The following is a 15,600-nucleotide window of genomic DNA, read 5'->3' as shown; positions in this document are numbered from 1 at the left end:
TTATTACCCTTTCAATGAGTAGCGGCCAGATTTTTCGAGTTCAAAAAACCTGCCCAGCTACAACAATATTAAATATCTACAATTCTTCAATACCTTCAATTACGCTACCCACTGCCCCACGAGGCAGCAACGCCTCATGGACAAGGTTGCCAAAGTCCTTACTCCAGACCAATCTGTCCGCATGCTCTGTTTTTTGAAAATAAATAAACAGACCCGCGTCCCCTAGGAAGGTGCAAGTCAGATCTTGAACGCCTTCTAAAATGGCGGATTCCCCTTTGAAGAAATAACGATGCGCGGAAGCAAATAATTCTTTTGCAGAAATCGCCGAATCGCCCTCCTCCATATTTTCAAATTCCATTTTTGCGTAGAAGTTCACGGCCGTTTTAAGCTCGACAACATCCACGACATCAAGGAGCCTTTCCCCACCAACAAACAACGAAAACAAGCCGTTTACCCAGAAACAACTTGAATCAGTCCATTCCCTCACCACATCAAACTGAATTGAGAATATAAACGGATCACCGTAAATCATTTCAACCTTACTCCTAGCGCCTTTTGCACCGCCGCCGGTATATAACTGGCCGACAATGGGTTGCCGGCGTCACCCGTACTACCATTCCAGTGAAACACACCATTCGTCCCTTCAAATCGGTGGACGTTGCCGTTTTCGTCCTTAGCATAGGTCACAACTTTGTTTGGAAACGTCTGCGGGCTGGGAATAGACTGCCCAAAGAGCTCTATTGAGTTTTTCGGTTCAATGCCCGCAGTAGGCCTGTTCCCTATCTGACCTGGAGTATGCTTGGGGTTCGATTGATAGGTAAGTCCATTTGAGGCAACTGTTGGCTCAAGAGTCGGAATCGGACTCCCTCTGTTTTTCCCTACCACTGATGCAACGGAGGTCTTGCTTCTGGATGCTAAACCACCGGCGCCCAACGCCTCGGCAGTGTCCTTAGCCACCAAGGCGACCTTTTCCCACGTTGGCAAGGACTTGTACAACAACGCCATGTCATTCTGGTTTTCCTTGGTGACAAACTGACGTATCCGTTTTACATCTTCCGCCGACAGGTCAAAAAGCCACGCAAGACTACTGATGCCATCCGCAATGGCAATGCCACCTTCCATTTCAGCCTGGTAATAGATCGCACAAGGCGCAGAACAATCTGAAGCCAACATCTCGGCACGTTGTTTCGCACTGAGTGCTTTATATTTCTCCCAAACTGGCTCGGTAGATTCTCCTTTTTTATTCGCCTGAGCGAGTTCCTTGATCAGATTTTCTGCATCTTTGGAGCTCAACTGGTTATTTTCCACTGCGTTCTTACCGGACAACGCAGCAGCAACGGCATCCAGTGCGCCGGTTCCAACAGAAGCACCACCAATTCCTGCAGCCAACGTTGCCAAACTGGAAATAGTTTGTTTCTGCTCCGAAGTCAGTTGCTCGTTACTGACCCCACCGTACACCGCCTCCTTGATGATCCGAGCGATTTCTTCTGCCGCGACCGCTCCCACCGCTCCCGCAAGGGCCGAGTTCCCACTGGCTTTAGCAACCAGTGCACCCAATACCGCATGAGCCATGAGGTTCGCTGTCGGATCTCCCTCGGTAGCGTCTCTGATTTCTTGGGCGACATAGGGAGCGGCTGCGCCACTCAAGGCTCCAACAATATTTCCACCGAGCACCCCTTGAACAATAGAGGCAATGGCTTGAGACGCTTTCTGGAAGCTGCTGCCCATGCCGTAGTCACGCTGAACTTGCTGGCTGATCTGTTCGCCCGAAGGATTGACGATTCCTTGGTCTTTCAACTTCTGGATAGCAACCTGTGCCGCCTCACTGTTCGGATCTTGAGCCTCCTTGATCTTCGCAGCAGCAATCGCATCTCCCACACCCTTCACCAACTCGATCGAACTCTTCACCAATTCGATTCGCTCTTTCATCGCATCCTGATCAGGCTTGTCGAGTCTTTCGTTGGCATTCGCCGTGTCGCGATTGAGGCCGTCCAGATCCCGGGCGCCTTCAGGGTTGCGAACAATTATCGTACCGTCGCTCACTGCGCTGCGAGTGTGACTTTTGTCAGACTCATTGAGAGAGATGCCGTACAAACCACCGACTGAGGCGTACGCCCCCGCACCACCAAGACCGCCCGAAACACTGCCGCCTGCCGACTGGGCGTCGATTTCACTTATGTTTTTGATGTCATGAGTGATCAGTCGATCCGTTGTCAGCACGTTCTTGTCCGGCGTGGCATCACTGGCAATCACACCACCCTCTAGAGTTGTGGTTTTGCCGACCTCAACGTTGTAGCCACCCGCACCCGCAAATAACCCGGTCTGATCGTTAACGGCTTTGTACTCACTGTTCATGTTGCCTGCAGCGAAGTTGGCCGAAGCGGTAACAGTTGTGCCGTAGCAGAAGGGTGGAATGCAAATGCTGGCACCAAAACCGCCGCTGCCTTGTTTGCTTTTCTGGTCTTCCGTGTCCTGACGAGAAATGATGTTTAGGTTACCGTCGATCAGCGCTTTGATGCTATCGGCATGAACTTGAGCACCTGCCAGAGTCGTATCGCCACCGCTATGAATTACCAACGAACCGCTGTCGATCGTGCTGTTGATCTGGGTAACGGAACTGCCATTACCCATACCCTTTGCGACTTGAGCGCCTAGATCAAGGGTAAAGCCATTTTGCTGGCCAATATTGAAACTTGCGCCGATTGCAGTTTTGTTATTGCTATTGTGATTGGACCAGCTTGCGGTGTTCTGAGCGCTTTCCACGATGATGTTGTTGTTGGCAAGTAACGAAGTAGAAGTCGCTTTGAGGCTGCTGCCAACGATATGAATATCACCCTCATTTTGCGCTGCGCTGCCATTGGCAACGATGGAGAGGGTTCCACCCGCATTGAGTGTGCTTTGTTTCGCCGTTTGACTGGTATAGTCGCTGGTGCTTTTATTATGGGTGTTAGCGAGTTCGGTGCCAATTTTGATCAGAGACCCGTTGCTGGCCGTGCCACCTTGCTTGTCGGCGAATCCGGTTTTTTGATCATTTGCATCCGACGCCATACCGCCGAGGTTGTAGGCGGCCAAAGCCGCCTGCGCCAGTTTCACGGCCTTGAGTCGAGGATCATCCGCGCTTTCGGCAGCCTCCACCGCAGAGCGAATGGTATTGACAGTGTCAATAATTGCACCACCAATAACGCGTCCTACAGCAAGGCTATTGGATTTATCAACGGTGCTTTGCTGCGAGGTTTCCATACCTGCCGTGATGGTGACGTTCGAACCTCGAAGACTCATGTCCTTGGTACTGACAAGATCACTGGCAATAACACTGAGGTCGCCGCCCGCTACCAGACTGACGTTCCCTTTGCTGGATCCTATCGTGCTTCCAGTCAAGGTCGTTTGTGACATCGTGCCATTGTGTTTTTGGCCGCTGATTGACAGATGTTGGTTGCCGGTGATGTCATCGATACCCAGATTGTTAGCAGTCAAGACGCCCGTCAGGTCGTGATTCTTTTCCTTGTGCATTTCGGTTCGAGAAAACGTGTTCTCTGCAGCACCAATAGTCAGATCGCGACCGGCATGAACAGCCAAATCGTTAGTACTGACAAGCGCCGAGCCGATAATAGCGGCGTCCCGCTTAGCGCTGACGGCAATCGTATCGCCCGAGATCAAACTACCCACTGCCATTGTCTGGGTTTCAGTTAGTTGATCGTCAACTTTGCTCGACTTCAAACCGCCCCAACTACTTTTGCTTTGGCTGCGTTCGTGGCGACCGCTACTCGAATCGGTAACTGCCACGATATTCACGTCGTTGCCTGCCCCAAGTCCCACACTGCCGTTCTCAGAAATGACATTGCTGCCTTTAATCAACAAATCGTTACCCGCGGTCAGCACGCTTTTGCCACCCGAGGTGACCGAACTGGCAACGTTGGTAACCGAACTGGTCTCATCAAGTTGAAATTTCTTCTTGGAGGACGTCTTCTTGGTCTTACTGTAAAAGCTGTAATCGCTGTCTTCCGCCGACTCAAGTGCCAAGTTTGCGCCCGCCGTCAGATAGGCCTCCTCACCAGCGCTTACCCGGCTGGCGAGGAGACTCAAGTCTTTACCAGCGTTCAGCGAAACAGTGCCACCGGCCGTCAGCGTCGTGGACACTTGGCTTACATGATCCTCCTGACTCGTGACTTTCTTGGTCTTGGTATACGAGTGCTCTTCATCTGCTGCTGACGCTAGAGTCAGATCACCCACGGCACTTATGCTTACATTGCGCTTGGCGTCGATCTGGCTAGCAATCGCTGTAATGTCACGGCCTGCGTTGACCGTCAGGTTTTGGCCAGCATCGAGAACCGAGCCATATTGAGTAATGGTCTGATCCGTATGTAGTCCACGCTGCCCACCCGTAACTTTTTCAGCCGAGACAAGATTGACGTCGCGACCGGCATTTATCAGGGTGTCCGTGCCACTCTTCAATATCCCCCCCGTGTTATTGAAGTCCCGCCCGGCACCGATGGTCAGACCGTTGGCTGCCTCGATACGCGCAGCGCTATCGACAAAGTCGCTGCGCTCACTGCGGTAGCCGCTGTCGCTTTCGTGGGTGGTGACGGTGCGTTCGTTGATGATGTCCCCACGAGTGGCCGTCAACGACACTTCTTTACCGGCAATAACGCCGCCGGATTTGTTGATCAGGTTGTTGCCGGCCAGCAGGTCGAGGCGATTGCCCGCTTCGATCAGGCCGCTGTTGACCAGATCGTTGGTGGCGGTGGCCGACAGGTTGTTGTTGGCCTTCAAGGTACCGGCGTTGTTCAGGTCCTTGCCGGCGATCAGGGTCACGTCGCTGCCCTGGATCAAGGCGCCGTTCGGGGCCAGGCGGTTGTTGGCGTTGGCCAGGTACAGCACTGGCACCAGCACTTGCTCGCCGTTGACTTCGGCGGTTTCCATCCAGACGATGTCGTGGGTCAGTGCCGCGACTTGTTCGGAGGTCAGGCTGACGCCCACCGCCAGGTTGAGCTCGTTTTTGCTGGCGAGTGCGTTGTCCATCAGGTACTTGAACAGGTCGTCGTTGGACGTCTGCCCGTCGATGAACCGCTGACCGGTACGAGCGACCACGGCTTGCTGGATCAGGGTCTGTTCGTAAAAGCCGTCACCCAGGCGCTTGGCGCTTTGATCAGGGTCGTAACCGAGGTTGGACAGCAGGTAGTCCGAGCTCATGAACTGCTTGAGGTCGGTCAGTACCGGGTTGGTTTCGACCAGGTATTTCTGCGGACTGGAATGGCCGGTACTGGCCGGAACACCCTGCACCCGGTTGATGGTGAACGCAGTGGAGCGCCCCGGCAGGGTCGCGCCGCTGGCGTCAGTTGCCGGCGTGCTGACGTCAATCGCACTGGCACCGCCACCCTGTTGCTGGGTCTGGTGATCGACGGTGCTCAGGTTGACGTTGCTGGCTGAGGCCGAGGCATTGTTCGTCAGGAGAATGTTGCGCGTCTGCACGCCTGGCAACGTTTGATCGCGCTGGCTCGGGTTGACGCTGGCGCCGCCCATGGTCCAGCTCTGCGGGCCGGTCGCGACCGGGGCGGTGCTTTCCTGACCGCTCAGGCGGAACAGGCCGTTCTGCCCGGTCGGCAGCGCGAAGCCCGGCAACACCACTGGGTTGACCTGCTGCTGGGCGAGGTTCGGCGGCAGTTGCTGATTGACAGTGACGCGCGTGGAGAACTGGCTGCCACCCGCTCCGGTGCCGGTGCGCGGACCGCTACCGATATAGGTGTAGCCCGGACGGACGACACTGTTATCAATGTTGTTCTGGGCGGTGATGTTGACCGCGCCTGCGGCTTGAATGACGGCGGAATAGCTCTGGTCGCTGCCGGCGATTTTACGGGTGCTGCCCAGCCCCGGCAGTTCCCGTTCGGTCATGCCGATGAAGTTGGCGATACCGCCCTGCAGACCACCCAGATTATTGGCGTCGTAGCCGCTGCTTTCATACCAGTACTGGTTGGTGAAGGCACTTGCTGCGCTGTACCAGCCACCCGCGTTCCGGGTGCGCTCGGACATGTAGATGCGGGTGGTTTCGGTCTCACCGGTTTCCACGCCACTGTTGGTCAGGTTCGCCACGTTGGCCGTGAAGTTGCCCGCCGTGGCGATGGTGCTGCTCTGGTTGAGCAGGTCACCGCCATTGATGGTCAGGTTGCTACCTGCGGTGATGCTGGACGCAGCGCTGGCCGCAGTGACCTCGAGTTTTTCGCGCTGCACGATCTCCCAGGCGTGGTTCTGCTTGCCGCTGCAGTCACCGGCGTTGACCCCTTCGATACAGGTGACCTCACCGATGCGCGCGGTGTAGATGCCGGCGTTGTTGACCGTGAGCACGTCGCGGATGTTCTGGATCGAGCTCGCCGCCAGCGTCATGCTGCCGTCGCTTTGCAGCGATGCAGAGCGGTTGACGATGGAGTTGGCCAGCCCGCCCTGGCCGTCGCGGTCAATCATCAGATTGCCGAGGCTGTAGACGTTACCGTAGTAGTTATTGAAATCGGCAACCCGCAGCGACATGTTCCTGCCGCTGAAAATCAGGCCGCTGGCGTTGACCAGAGCACCGGTGGTCAGAGTCAGGTCAGTGCCGGCGGCCGTGGTGCCGTAGTTGCGCACGCCGCCAGCATTGATGGTCATGCCCGCGCCGGAAGTCAGGCGACCGGCATTATCCAGTTGGCCACTGACATTGAGCGTGGTCTGGCCACCCCCGGCGATGCTGGAGGTGGCTTCCGTAAGGCTGACTTGTGCAGCGTTCAGGGTCAGGTCGCCCTGACTGGTGAGGCGCCCCGGCCCCCAATAAGCGGCACTCAGGCCGACGTTCATGCTGCCGTCACTGGCCAGCAGGCCTTCGTTGAACCAGTTGACGCCGTTGCCGGTGAAGCTGTTGGAGGCGAGCAATTGGCCGCTGGCGGTCTGGGTCAGGTTGTTGACGTTGACGGTCAGGCGCCCGGCCTGAATCGAACTGCTGTTGGTCCAGGTGTCGGTGCTGATGGTCAGGCCACCGCGGGTCACGAGGGTGCCGCCGGCGTTGATGACGTTGTTGGTGGAGATGTCAAACGTGCCGGTGCCGACGTGCAACAGGCTGCCACCGGTATTGAGGAAGCTGCCGGCGCCAAGCGTCAGGTCGGTGTTGGCGGTTTCCAGCGTGCCGTTGCGGTTGTCGAACAGGCCGCCAATCTGGAAGTTGGTTTTGCCGCTGGTGCCAAGGGCACGCAATTGGCCGGTCTGGTTGTCGAGGCTGGCGGCCTTGATCGCCAGGGTGCTGTCGCTCTCGATGATGCCCAAGCGGTTGTTCAGCGCACCGGTCAGGTTGAGGTCGATCTGCTGGCCGGCGATCTGGCCGTCGTTGTCGCCGCTGTTGTCGAAGTTGTTGCCGGTGACGTTGATTTTGCCTTTGGCGTAGAGCCCGCCATTGCGGTTATCGAAGTTGCCGGTCACGACGATGGCGTCGCCGCTCTGTGCGGAAATACGGCCGCCATAGTTGTCGAGGCCCATCGCTGCATTGAGGTTCAAGCGCTGGCCCTGGATCACCCCGCCCTGACGATTGTTGTTCAGGTCATAGCCGTTTTTCAGCACACCGGTCAGGCGCGCGGTGAACGCCGCTTGCAGGCTGGCGAGGACACCGCCACGGCTATCGAGCTGGCCGGCATTGATGGAAAGATCACCGGTGGTGGCGAGGATTCGGCCGCTCTGGTTGTCGATATCGCCAGTGCTGACAACGGTGACGGCGCCTTGCGCCTGTACGGTGCCCTTGGCGTTGGCGAGGCTGGCGGCCTGGACTTGCAGGTCGCCGTTCTGACTGTAGATCAAGCCATCGGCGCTGTTCTGGATGGCGCCCGCTGTGGTGATGGTCAACAGGCCGCTGGCGGCGACGGTGCCACGGTTGCGGTTGTCCAGGCCTCCGCTCAACAGGGTCATCAGGCCCTGGCTGGCCAGTTGGCCGCCCTGGTTGTTGATCTGCGTGGCGCGTTGCAGCAACAGCGTGCCGCCACTGGCGAGTTTGCCGTTGGTGTTGGTCAGGGCACCGAGCAGGTCGAGGGTCACGGCGCCATTGCCGACCAGACTGCCACCGGTGTTATCCAGGGTGGTGCCGGTGAAGCTCAGATCCTGTGTGGCGTTGACGGTACCGCCGGCGTTGCCCAGCGTCATGGCTTGCAGCGCCAGGGTCGCATCGGTGGCGATCAGACCACCCGCCGCATTGTTCAGCAAACCGCTGACAGTCAGGGTTTGCGCACCGGTGCTGGAGACCACGCCGTTGTTGCTGTTATCCAGATTGGCTGCGGTGACGCTGAGGTTTTTCTGGGTGACCAGTGCCCCGGCGCCGCTGTTGAGCAAATCCCCACTCAACGTCACGCTGAGGTTGCCATCACTGGCAGAGAGCGTGCCCTTGTTGCGGTTGTCGAGGCTGGCAGCGTTGACCGTCAGGCCTTGCACCCCCGAGATCACCCCGTTCTGGTTGACCAATGCACCGGTGTTGAGATTCAGCCGATTGTTGCTGACCAGCTTGCCGTTGCTGTTATCGAGGCTGCGGGCAACAAGGTCGATACTTTGGCTGCTGGCGATCTTGCCGCTGCGGTTGGTCAAGTCACGCAGGTGCTGAATGCTTAGTTGGCCTTCGGTGGTGATCAAGCCACCGTCGTTGTTCAGGTCTGCGGTGGCTGCAGCGAAATCAATGGCGATTGCACTGCCCAGCAGCGAGCCGTTCTGGTTGTTCAGACCGTTGCTGTTGATAGTCAGGCCCGTGGTGGCATTGATCAGCCCCAGGTTCTGGTTGGTGAGCAGGCCGTCGAGGTTCAGGTCCAGATTCGCGCGGCTGGTCAGTGTGCCGCCGCTGTTGTCGAGGCTGGCGGCTTTAATGTCCAGCGCGGCGGCGGCAATCAGGCCTTTGATGTTGGTCAGCGCCTGATCGATGCGCAGTGTCACGGCCTGATTGCTGAGCAATTTGCCGTTGCTGTTATCGAGGCTGCGCGCCGTCACAGTAAACGCCTGGGTGCTGGAGATCTCACCGCCGTCGTTGTTGACGTCCTGAAGGTTCTTGAGCATCAGCAACGGTGCGCCGATCAGGCCGTTCTGGTTATTCAGTTGACCGTGATTGAGGTCCAGATCCAGCGACGTATTGCTGAACAGCTGACCGCCCTGCTGATCCAGACCGGTAACGTTCGCGGTCAGGGCGGCATTACTGGCGATGCGGCCGCCGTCCTGGTTGGTCAGTTGGGTCGCCTTCAGATCCAGCGTATCGCCACTGTTCAACTTGCCGTTGTGGCTGTTGTCGAGCGTACCGGTCTGCACCACCATCGCGCCTTTGGCGCTGAGGCTGCCGCCGTTGCTGTTGTCGAGGCTGGCACTGGTGAGGTTGAGGCTGGCGTCGGTGACGATCTGGCCACCGCGGTTGAGCACCACGCCGGTGGTGGTCAGTGTCAACGGCCCGGCAACGGACAGGCTGCCGAGGTTGTTGGTCAGACTCGCCGCCGTCACGCCAAGGCTGCCCTCGGCGCTGATCAGGCCCTGGCTATTATTCAGATCGCCGCTCAGGTCGAGCTTCAGATTGCTCTGACTCAGGAGCGCACCCGCAGTGCTGTCGAGGCTGCGTCCGGTCAGGGTCAGGTCGGTCTTGCCCGACAGCAGGCCCTTGGCGCGGTTGAGTACTTCGTCGACGGTCAGGGTCAACGCACCTTGCGCAATCAGCTTGCCGCCGTCGCTGTTGTCCAGACGACTGCCGAGCAGCGTCACGTCAGCCTGGCTGGACAGCTCGCCGCCACGGTTGTCGACCGCATCGACCGTCAGTTGCAGCGCGTCATTCGCGCCGACGAGACCGCCGTTACGGTTATCGAGGCTGTTGCCGGTGAGCTTCAGCCCGGCGGTTGCCACCAGTTCACCGTGCTGGTTATTGAGCGTCGCGACGTTGGCGATAACCTCGGCTTTACCGGCAATGTGCCCTTCGCTGTTGTCGACGCTGTCGGCTTTCAGGTTCAGCTCATCGTCAGCGATCAGCGTACCGCCCTGGTTGACCAGTTGACCGTCCACCGTCACCCCGAGGGTGCCACGGCTGGTGATCAGGCCGCCGCTGTTGTCCAGTCGAGCGCTTTTGACATCCACGCTCTGCGCGGAAATCAGGCCTTTGACGCTGGCCAGCAGTTGCTCGATGCGCAGGGTCAGGCCCTGATTGCTGATCAACTTGCCGTTGTTGCTGTTATCGAGGTTTTGCGCGGTCAGGGTGAACGCCTGGGCGCTGGAGATTTCACCGCCCTGGTTATCGACATCCTTGAGGTTTTTCAGCACCAGCAGCGGTGCATTGATCAGGCCGTTGCGGTTGTTCAACTGGCCGTGATTGAGGTCGAGGCTCAGGGAGGTTTTGCTGAACAGTTGACCGCCCTGCTGATCGAAGCCGGTGACCGTTGCGGTCAGCGCTTTTTCGCTGGCGATCCGGCTACCGGTGCCGTTGCTCACCTCAGTTGCGTTGAGGTCCAGGGTGTCGCCACTGATCAAACTGCCGCCGGAGGCGTTGTTGAAGACGCCAGTGGTCAGCGCGGTCGCTTTCTTGCCGCTGATCAAGCCGCCCTGACTGTTATCCAGACTTTGTGAAGCGAGGCTCAGCGCGTTGTCGGTGGCGATCGAACCCGCCTGGTTGTTCAGGCTGCCCGTGATGGTCAGCGCCAGGGCGCCCGCGCTCGACAGGTGACTGCGGGTGTTATCGAGACTGCCGGCGTGTACGGTCAACGTTCCTTCGCTGCTGATCAGGCCTTCGATATTGCTCAAGGCATTATCGAGACGTATATCCAGATTGCCCTGTCGGGTCACGAAGCTGCCGCCGCTGTTGTCCAGGCTTTGCCCGACCAGCGTCGAGTTGCCCACACTGAACAGTTGTCCGAGGGTCTGATTGATGACCCGGGCCACAGTCAAGCCAAGGGTAGTTCCGGCCAGGACCTTGCCGCTGTCACTGTTGTTCAGGCTTTGACCGATGACGCTCACATCGACGGTGCTGGAGATTTCACCGCCGCGGTTGTCGATGTCATCGACCGTCAGTTTCAGCGCGTTTGTGGTAGATACCAGACCGCCGTTACGGTTATCCAGCGACTGGCCGGTGAGCAACAAGGCGCCTGGAGCGACCAGCTTGCCGCCCTGGTTGATGAACTGCGCCACGTTGGCGGTAAGATCGGATTGGCTGGAAATGCGTCCGGCGCTGTTGTCAATGCGCGTCACGCCGATAATCATCGGCCCGGTTGCGCTGAGCAAACCGCCACGGTTATCCAGTTGCGTGCCGGTGTAGTTGACGGCGGCCTGGCTATCGAGCAGACCTTTGTCGCGGTTGTCGAGTGTGCCAACGCTGAGTTGCAGGTCTTTGGTCGCGCGAACTTTACCGCCGCGGTTGTCCACGGAATCGCTGCGCAAGGTCAGGCGATCCTTGCCGACCACGCTGCCGCCACGGTTGTCGAGACTGCCACTCTGGACATCGACCAGCCCTTTGGCGCTCAGGTCGCCGCTCTGGTTGTCGAACAGGCCAGTGATGCGCGCAGTCAGACTGCCGTCGCTGACGAGGCTGCCTTCATGGCTGTTGTCGAGGCTGGCGGCGGTGATGCTGACGCTCGCACCGGAACCCAGCACGCCGTTGCGGTTGTTCAGCGCGCCGATCAAACCGATGTTCAGCGCGACGTCGCCAGTGACCTGGCCGTCGCTGTTGTCCAGCGTGATCGCGTTGATACGGGTGATGCCGGCGCTGGAGATCTCGCCGTCGTGGTTATTCAGATCGCCGAGATCGGCGCCGAGGTTGCCGCTGCTGCTGATCACGCCCTGCGTGTTGAGCACCTTGCTGGCGTTCAACTGCACCGTCGAGTTGCCGAGAACGTTGCCCTTGTTCTGGTTGTCCAGGGTGGTGGCCGTGAGGCGCGTGGCCTGCTGGGCGCTCAAGGTGCCGCCCTGGTTGTTCAGGGTTTGCCCGACGTTCGCCGTCAGGTTGCGACTGGCGATGATGCTTTTGCCGTTGTTGTTGAGGTTCTGCGCACTCAGGTTCACGTCGCCGGCGTTGTTGCGGCTGTTGTCGGCGTTGACCCCGGCTTCAATGACGCCGTTGTTGCTCAGGTTGCCACCGGCGCTGAGGCTGATGCTGTCGCGCGCGGCGAGACTTTGCTGGTTGCTCAGATCACCCTGGGTTTGCACGTTCAGAGCGGTGCCGGCGTAGACCGGACCTTGGGCATCAAGGCTGTTGGCCTTGACGTTCACGGCAGTGGCCGCCGAGGTCTGCGCCAGGGTCAATTGACCATTGGCATCAATCTGGATATCGCCACCACTGGCGGCCAGATTGCCCGCCAGTTTCACCCCGACCCCGGCCTCGGTGCCCACCAGTTTGATTGTCCCGGCGTACATCCCGCCCAGCGCCGAGGAGTCGATGGCCAACTGCGGTTTGCTGCTGCCATCATCGGCGCGGGCCGTGGCATTGAGGGTTTGCGCGTTGACGTCGTTGCGCCCGGCGACGATGGTCAGGTTCTGCGCTTGAATCTCGGCGTTGATCTTCGCACTGCGGGTGATGATTTCGAAGCGGTCGACGTTGTTGGCATTGAGGCCGGCGCCTTCGATGGCAACGCTGCCCTGATCGACCTGAAAACGATCCAGACGACCGTTGTCGAGCACCGGCTTACCGGTGGACAAGGTCACCCGTGGGGCGTTGATGAAACCGCAACCATTACAGGTAATGCCATACGGGTTGGCGACGATAACGCGTGCCGACTGCCCCGCCACTTCGGTGTAACCGCGCAACTGGCTTGGATTGCCGCTGACGACTTCGTTGAGAATCGTCGACGCCGAACCGCTGTTTTTCAGGTTCGGGTTGCCGATGATGTGCCCGCCCAACTGAGTGTTCGACGTTTGCGTCGCACCGTTGTTGAGGATGACGCCCTGAGCACCGACGTTGTAATCGTTGAACTGGTTGTGCGACAGACCGCTGCCGTTGGGCGTGGCGATATTGATGATCGGCACACCGTTACCGGCACGGTCCAGCGAGGTGTTCGGGTTGGCCACGACGATGCCGTCGGCCTGCGCCCACATCGGTTGCCAGAACATGACGTTGGCCAGCAGAAACGCCAGTCCGCGCTTGGGCATGCCGAGGAACAAATCACGGCTTTTCAACGCGGCGGAGGGCTGGGCTGCAAAAAAGGCGAACTGGCGAACGTCCATGTCGATGATCCCGAAAGGTTGTAATTAGATGAAGAAATCCAGGCGGAAATAGATCGGTGCTTCGCGCTCGGTGAGCACATCCGGTCGTTCCAGGGAATGGGCGAATGTCACGCTGGCGGCGACGTGCTGGCCGCGGGCGAACAGTTCCAGCGAGTTGCTCGACATGCGCCCGTGCTGATCACCGTTGTAGCGACCGTTCTGGATCACGCCCTGGTCATAGCCGATGCTGGTGCCGTATTCGCTGAACACCGGTTGCAGCCATTGGGCCGTGACCGGACGCGCCCAGCGCAGATCGTTGCGCCAGTAACCGCCGCTGTCGCCGGACAACGACTGATCCTTGTAACCGCGAATCGACGACGAACCCCCAAGACTGGTGCGCTGCGGGCTGAACAGCACATCTTCGCTGCGCTGGCCGGTCATCAGGCTGCTGAAGCTGAGCGACTCGCCCCACAGCTTGAACGGCTGCAGATAGCTCACGGTCGCGGTGTATTTGCGGTAGCGCGCATCCGGTTCGCCCGGACCCGGATCGTGACTGCCCTGGGCGTCGAACGCACCGATGCCTTCCTGCATGCCCGCATCGAAGTTGACGAAAGCATTGCCGATGCGACGGCCATGGTTGATGCCGAACTGCGCTTCACTGATGCGATTGCTGCTGAGCTTGAGCTTGCTGTCTTCGATGAAGTTGTTGGTGCGCAGGTACGACAGGCCGGTGCTGAGCGAGGTCTTGCTGACGGCATCGCGATAAATCACCCGCTCGGCGCGTACCTGGTGGTTTTCGCTGTCGCCGGTCTGCTTGAAGTTGTAGCCGTTGGCAGCGATCTGCGAGCGGTATTCGCTCTGGCTGTAGGTGTAGCTGAAGTTCCACCAACCCCATGGCAGGTTGTAATTGAGCATGGCGTTGTTGGAGGTGTGCTGGTGATCGGTCATCGCGTCGTGACCGCCACGCAGGCTCAACTGATCGGCCAGACCCAACGGGCTGTCCCAATCGAACGTCGTGCCCCACTGTTGCTCGCCGGTGCTGCGCTGGCCGTCGTTGTTACGCGACAAGCCTGCACGCCAGGGTTTTTGTGGAGTGTTGTTGACCAGCACGGTGCTGCCGCCGACGTTCTGGCCCGGCGCCAGTTCCATTTTTGCCTGATTGGACGGCAGGCGATTGAGCTGATCGACCATCTGCTCGATCTCGCGCAGGTTGACCAGTTCGCCCGACTTGCCGGGAAACGCCATGGCCAGTTCGCGCTCCGACAGCTTGCTGTTCTCGGCGCCTTTCATGCCTTCAAGCTTGCCCTCGACCACCAGCACCTTCAGATGTCCGCCGGACAGATCCTGTTGCGGCAGGTAGGCACGGCTGGTGACCAGACCTTTCTCGATGTAGTAATCGGTGATGACTTTGAGCAACTCGTTGAGCTGCGGCACACCGAGGCATTCGCCGATGTAGGGTTTGAGCAGGCGAGCCTTGTCGCGCTCGGAAAGGCTGTCGGCGCCCTTGAGTTCGATGTCCTTGATCGGGAAGCAGCGGGTGTCGGTCGGCGCTGCCGGTTGTGCGGGTTTGACGTCCTTGCCGGGCAGGTCCTTGAGTTCTTCGAGACGCCGTTGCTGCTCTTCGAGCAGACGGTTCTGGCGTTCGCGGATCAAATCGGTGTCGCCGGGGGTGGGTGCAGCGGCGGCGAATTGGAGCGGAGACAGGCACAGCAAAGCTACGCACAACCTCGCCATGAGGGCGGGTGGGTACATGTTCGATCCCTCGAGACGGAGAATGACATCAAAATAGTGGCGCGATATTAGATGGCCATCATTTTGACGTCAAATCTATGTTGCAACCGTCCGTCAGTGCTCAACGCTCAATCGGGTGGCTACGTCCTCGGGTGCCAGCAAACGTCCGTCCTCGGCCATCAATTGCAGCTTGCGAATCGGCTGACGATGCTTCGCATCAACCATCACCGAGCCCGGCTCACCCGGCGCGTACATGAACTCGCCGCCCCATTGCGACAGCGCGACGATCACGGTTTGCAACGCCTTGCCGCGTTCCGTCAGCACATATTCCTTGTAGGCTCCACCTTCGGCCGCTGGCACCGTTTGCAGGATCCCCTGCTCTACCAGCGCCTTGAGGCGAGCGCTGAGCATGTTCTTGGCGATATCGAGGTTCTTCTGAAAATCACTGAACCGGCGAATCCCGTCCAGCGCATCGCGAATGATCAATAACGACCACCAGTCGCCGATCAGGTCCAGTGTCCGGGCGACCGGGCAGGCATTGCCTTGCAGGCTTTTGCGCTTCACGTCTAAGTACTCCATCGAATCGGTGATCAGCCTCGCGGCTCAGGGTTGCATCATACAACCCTGAACGGCAATCGAACCCAGCACCTGCATACAAGTGGTTCGTCATGATTGCGCGGATAGTGAACGCTGCCATTTCGGCATGTCTTTCAAAAGAATCCT

At 58.8% G+C, this 15,600-nt stretch carries 4 protein-coding genes; all 4 read right to left on the bottom strand.

The window, feature by feature from the left end:
* Positions 1–76: 76 nt before the first annotated feature.
* Complete coding sequence (locus ACA069_RS12485; RefSeq protein ID WP_222833120.1) at positions 77–532, bottom strand: Imm42 family immunity protein; 456 nt, start codon at positions 530–532, stop codon at positions 77–79.
* Positions 529–13,167 (bottom strand): two-partner secretion domain-containing protein, encoded by a 12,639-nt coding sequence (locus tag ACA069_RS12480; protein WP_497617765.1) that lies wholly within the window; start codon positions 13,165–13,167, stop codon positions 529–531. Before ACA069_RS12480 ends, ACA069_RS12485 begins: the two co-directional genes overlap by 4 nt.
* Positions 13,168–13,191: 24 nt before the next feature.
* Positions 13,192–14,898, bottom strand: a complete 1,707-nt coding sequence (locus ACA069_RS12475) for a ShlB/FhaC/HecB family hemolysin secretion/activation protein (RefSeq protein WP_497617763.1) — start codon at positions 14,896–14,898, stop codon at positions 13,192–13,194.
* A 93-nt stretch (positions 14,899–14,991) separates the two neighbouring features.
* Positions 14,992–15,441, bottom strand: a complete 450-nt coding sequence (locus tag ACA069_RS12470) for a winged helix-turn-helix transcriptional regulator (RefSeq protein WP_497617761.1) — start codon at positions 15,439–15,441, stop codon at positions 14,992–14,994.
* Positions 15,442–15,600: the final 159 nt, after the last annotated feature.

This window comes from Pseudomonas sp. LBUM1652 (genome assembly GCF_059716105.1).
Note: the sequence above shows the minus strand (reverse complement) of the source record. Positions and strands in the feature narration are given on the sequence as shown.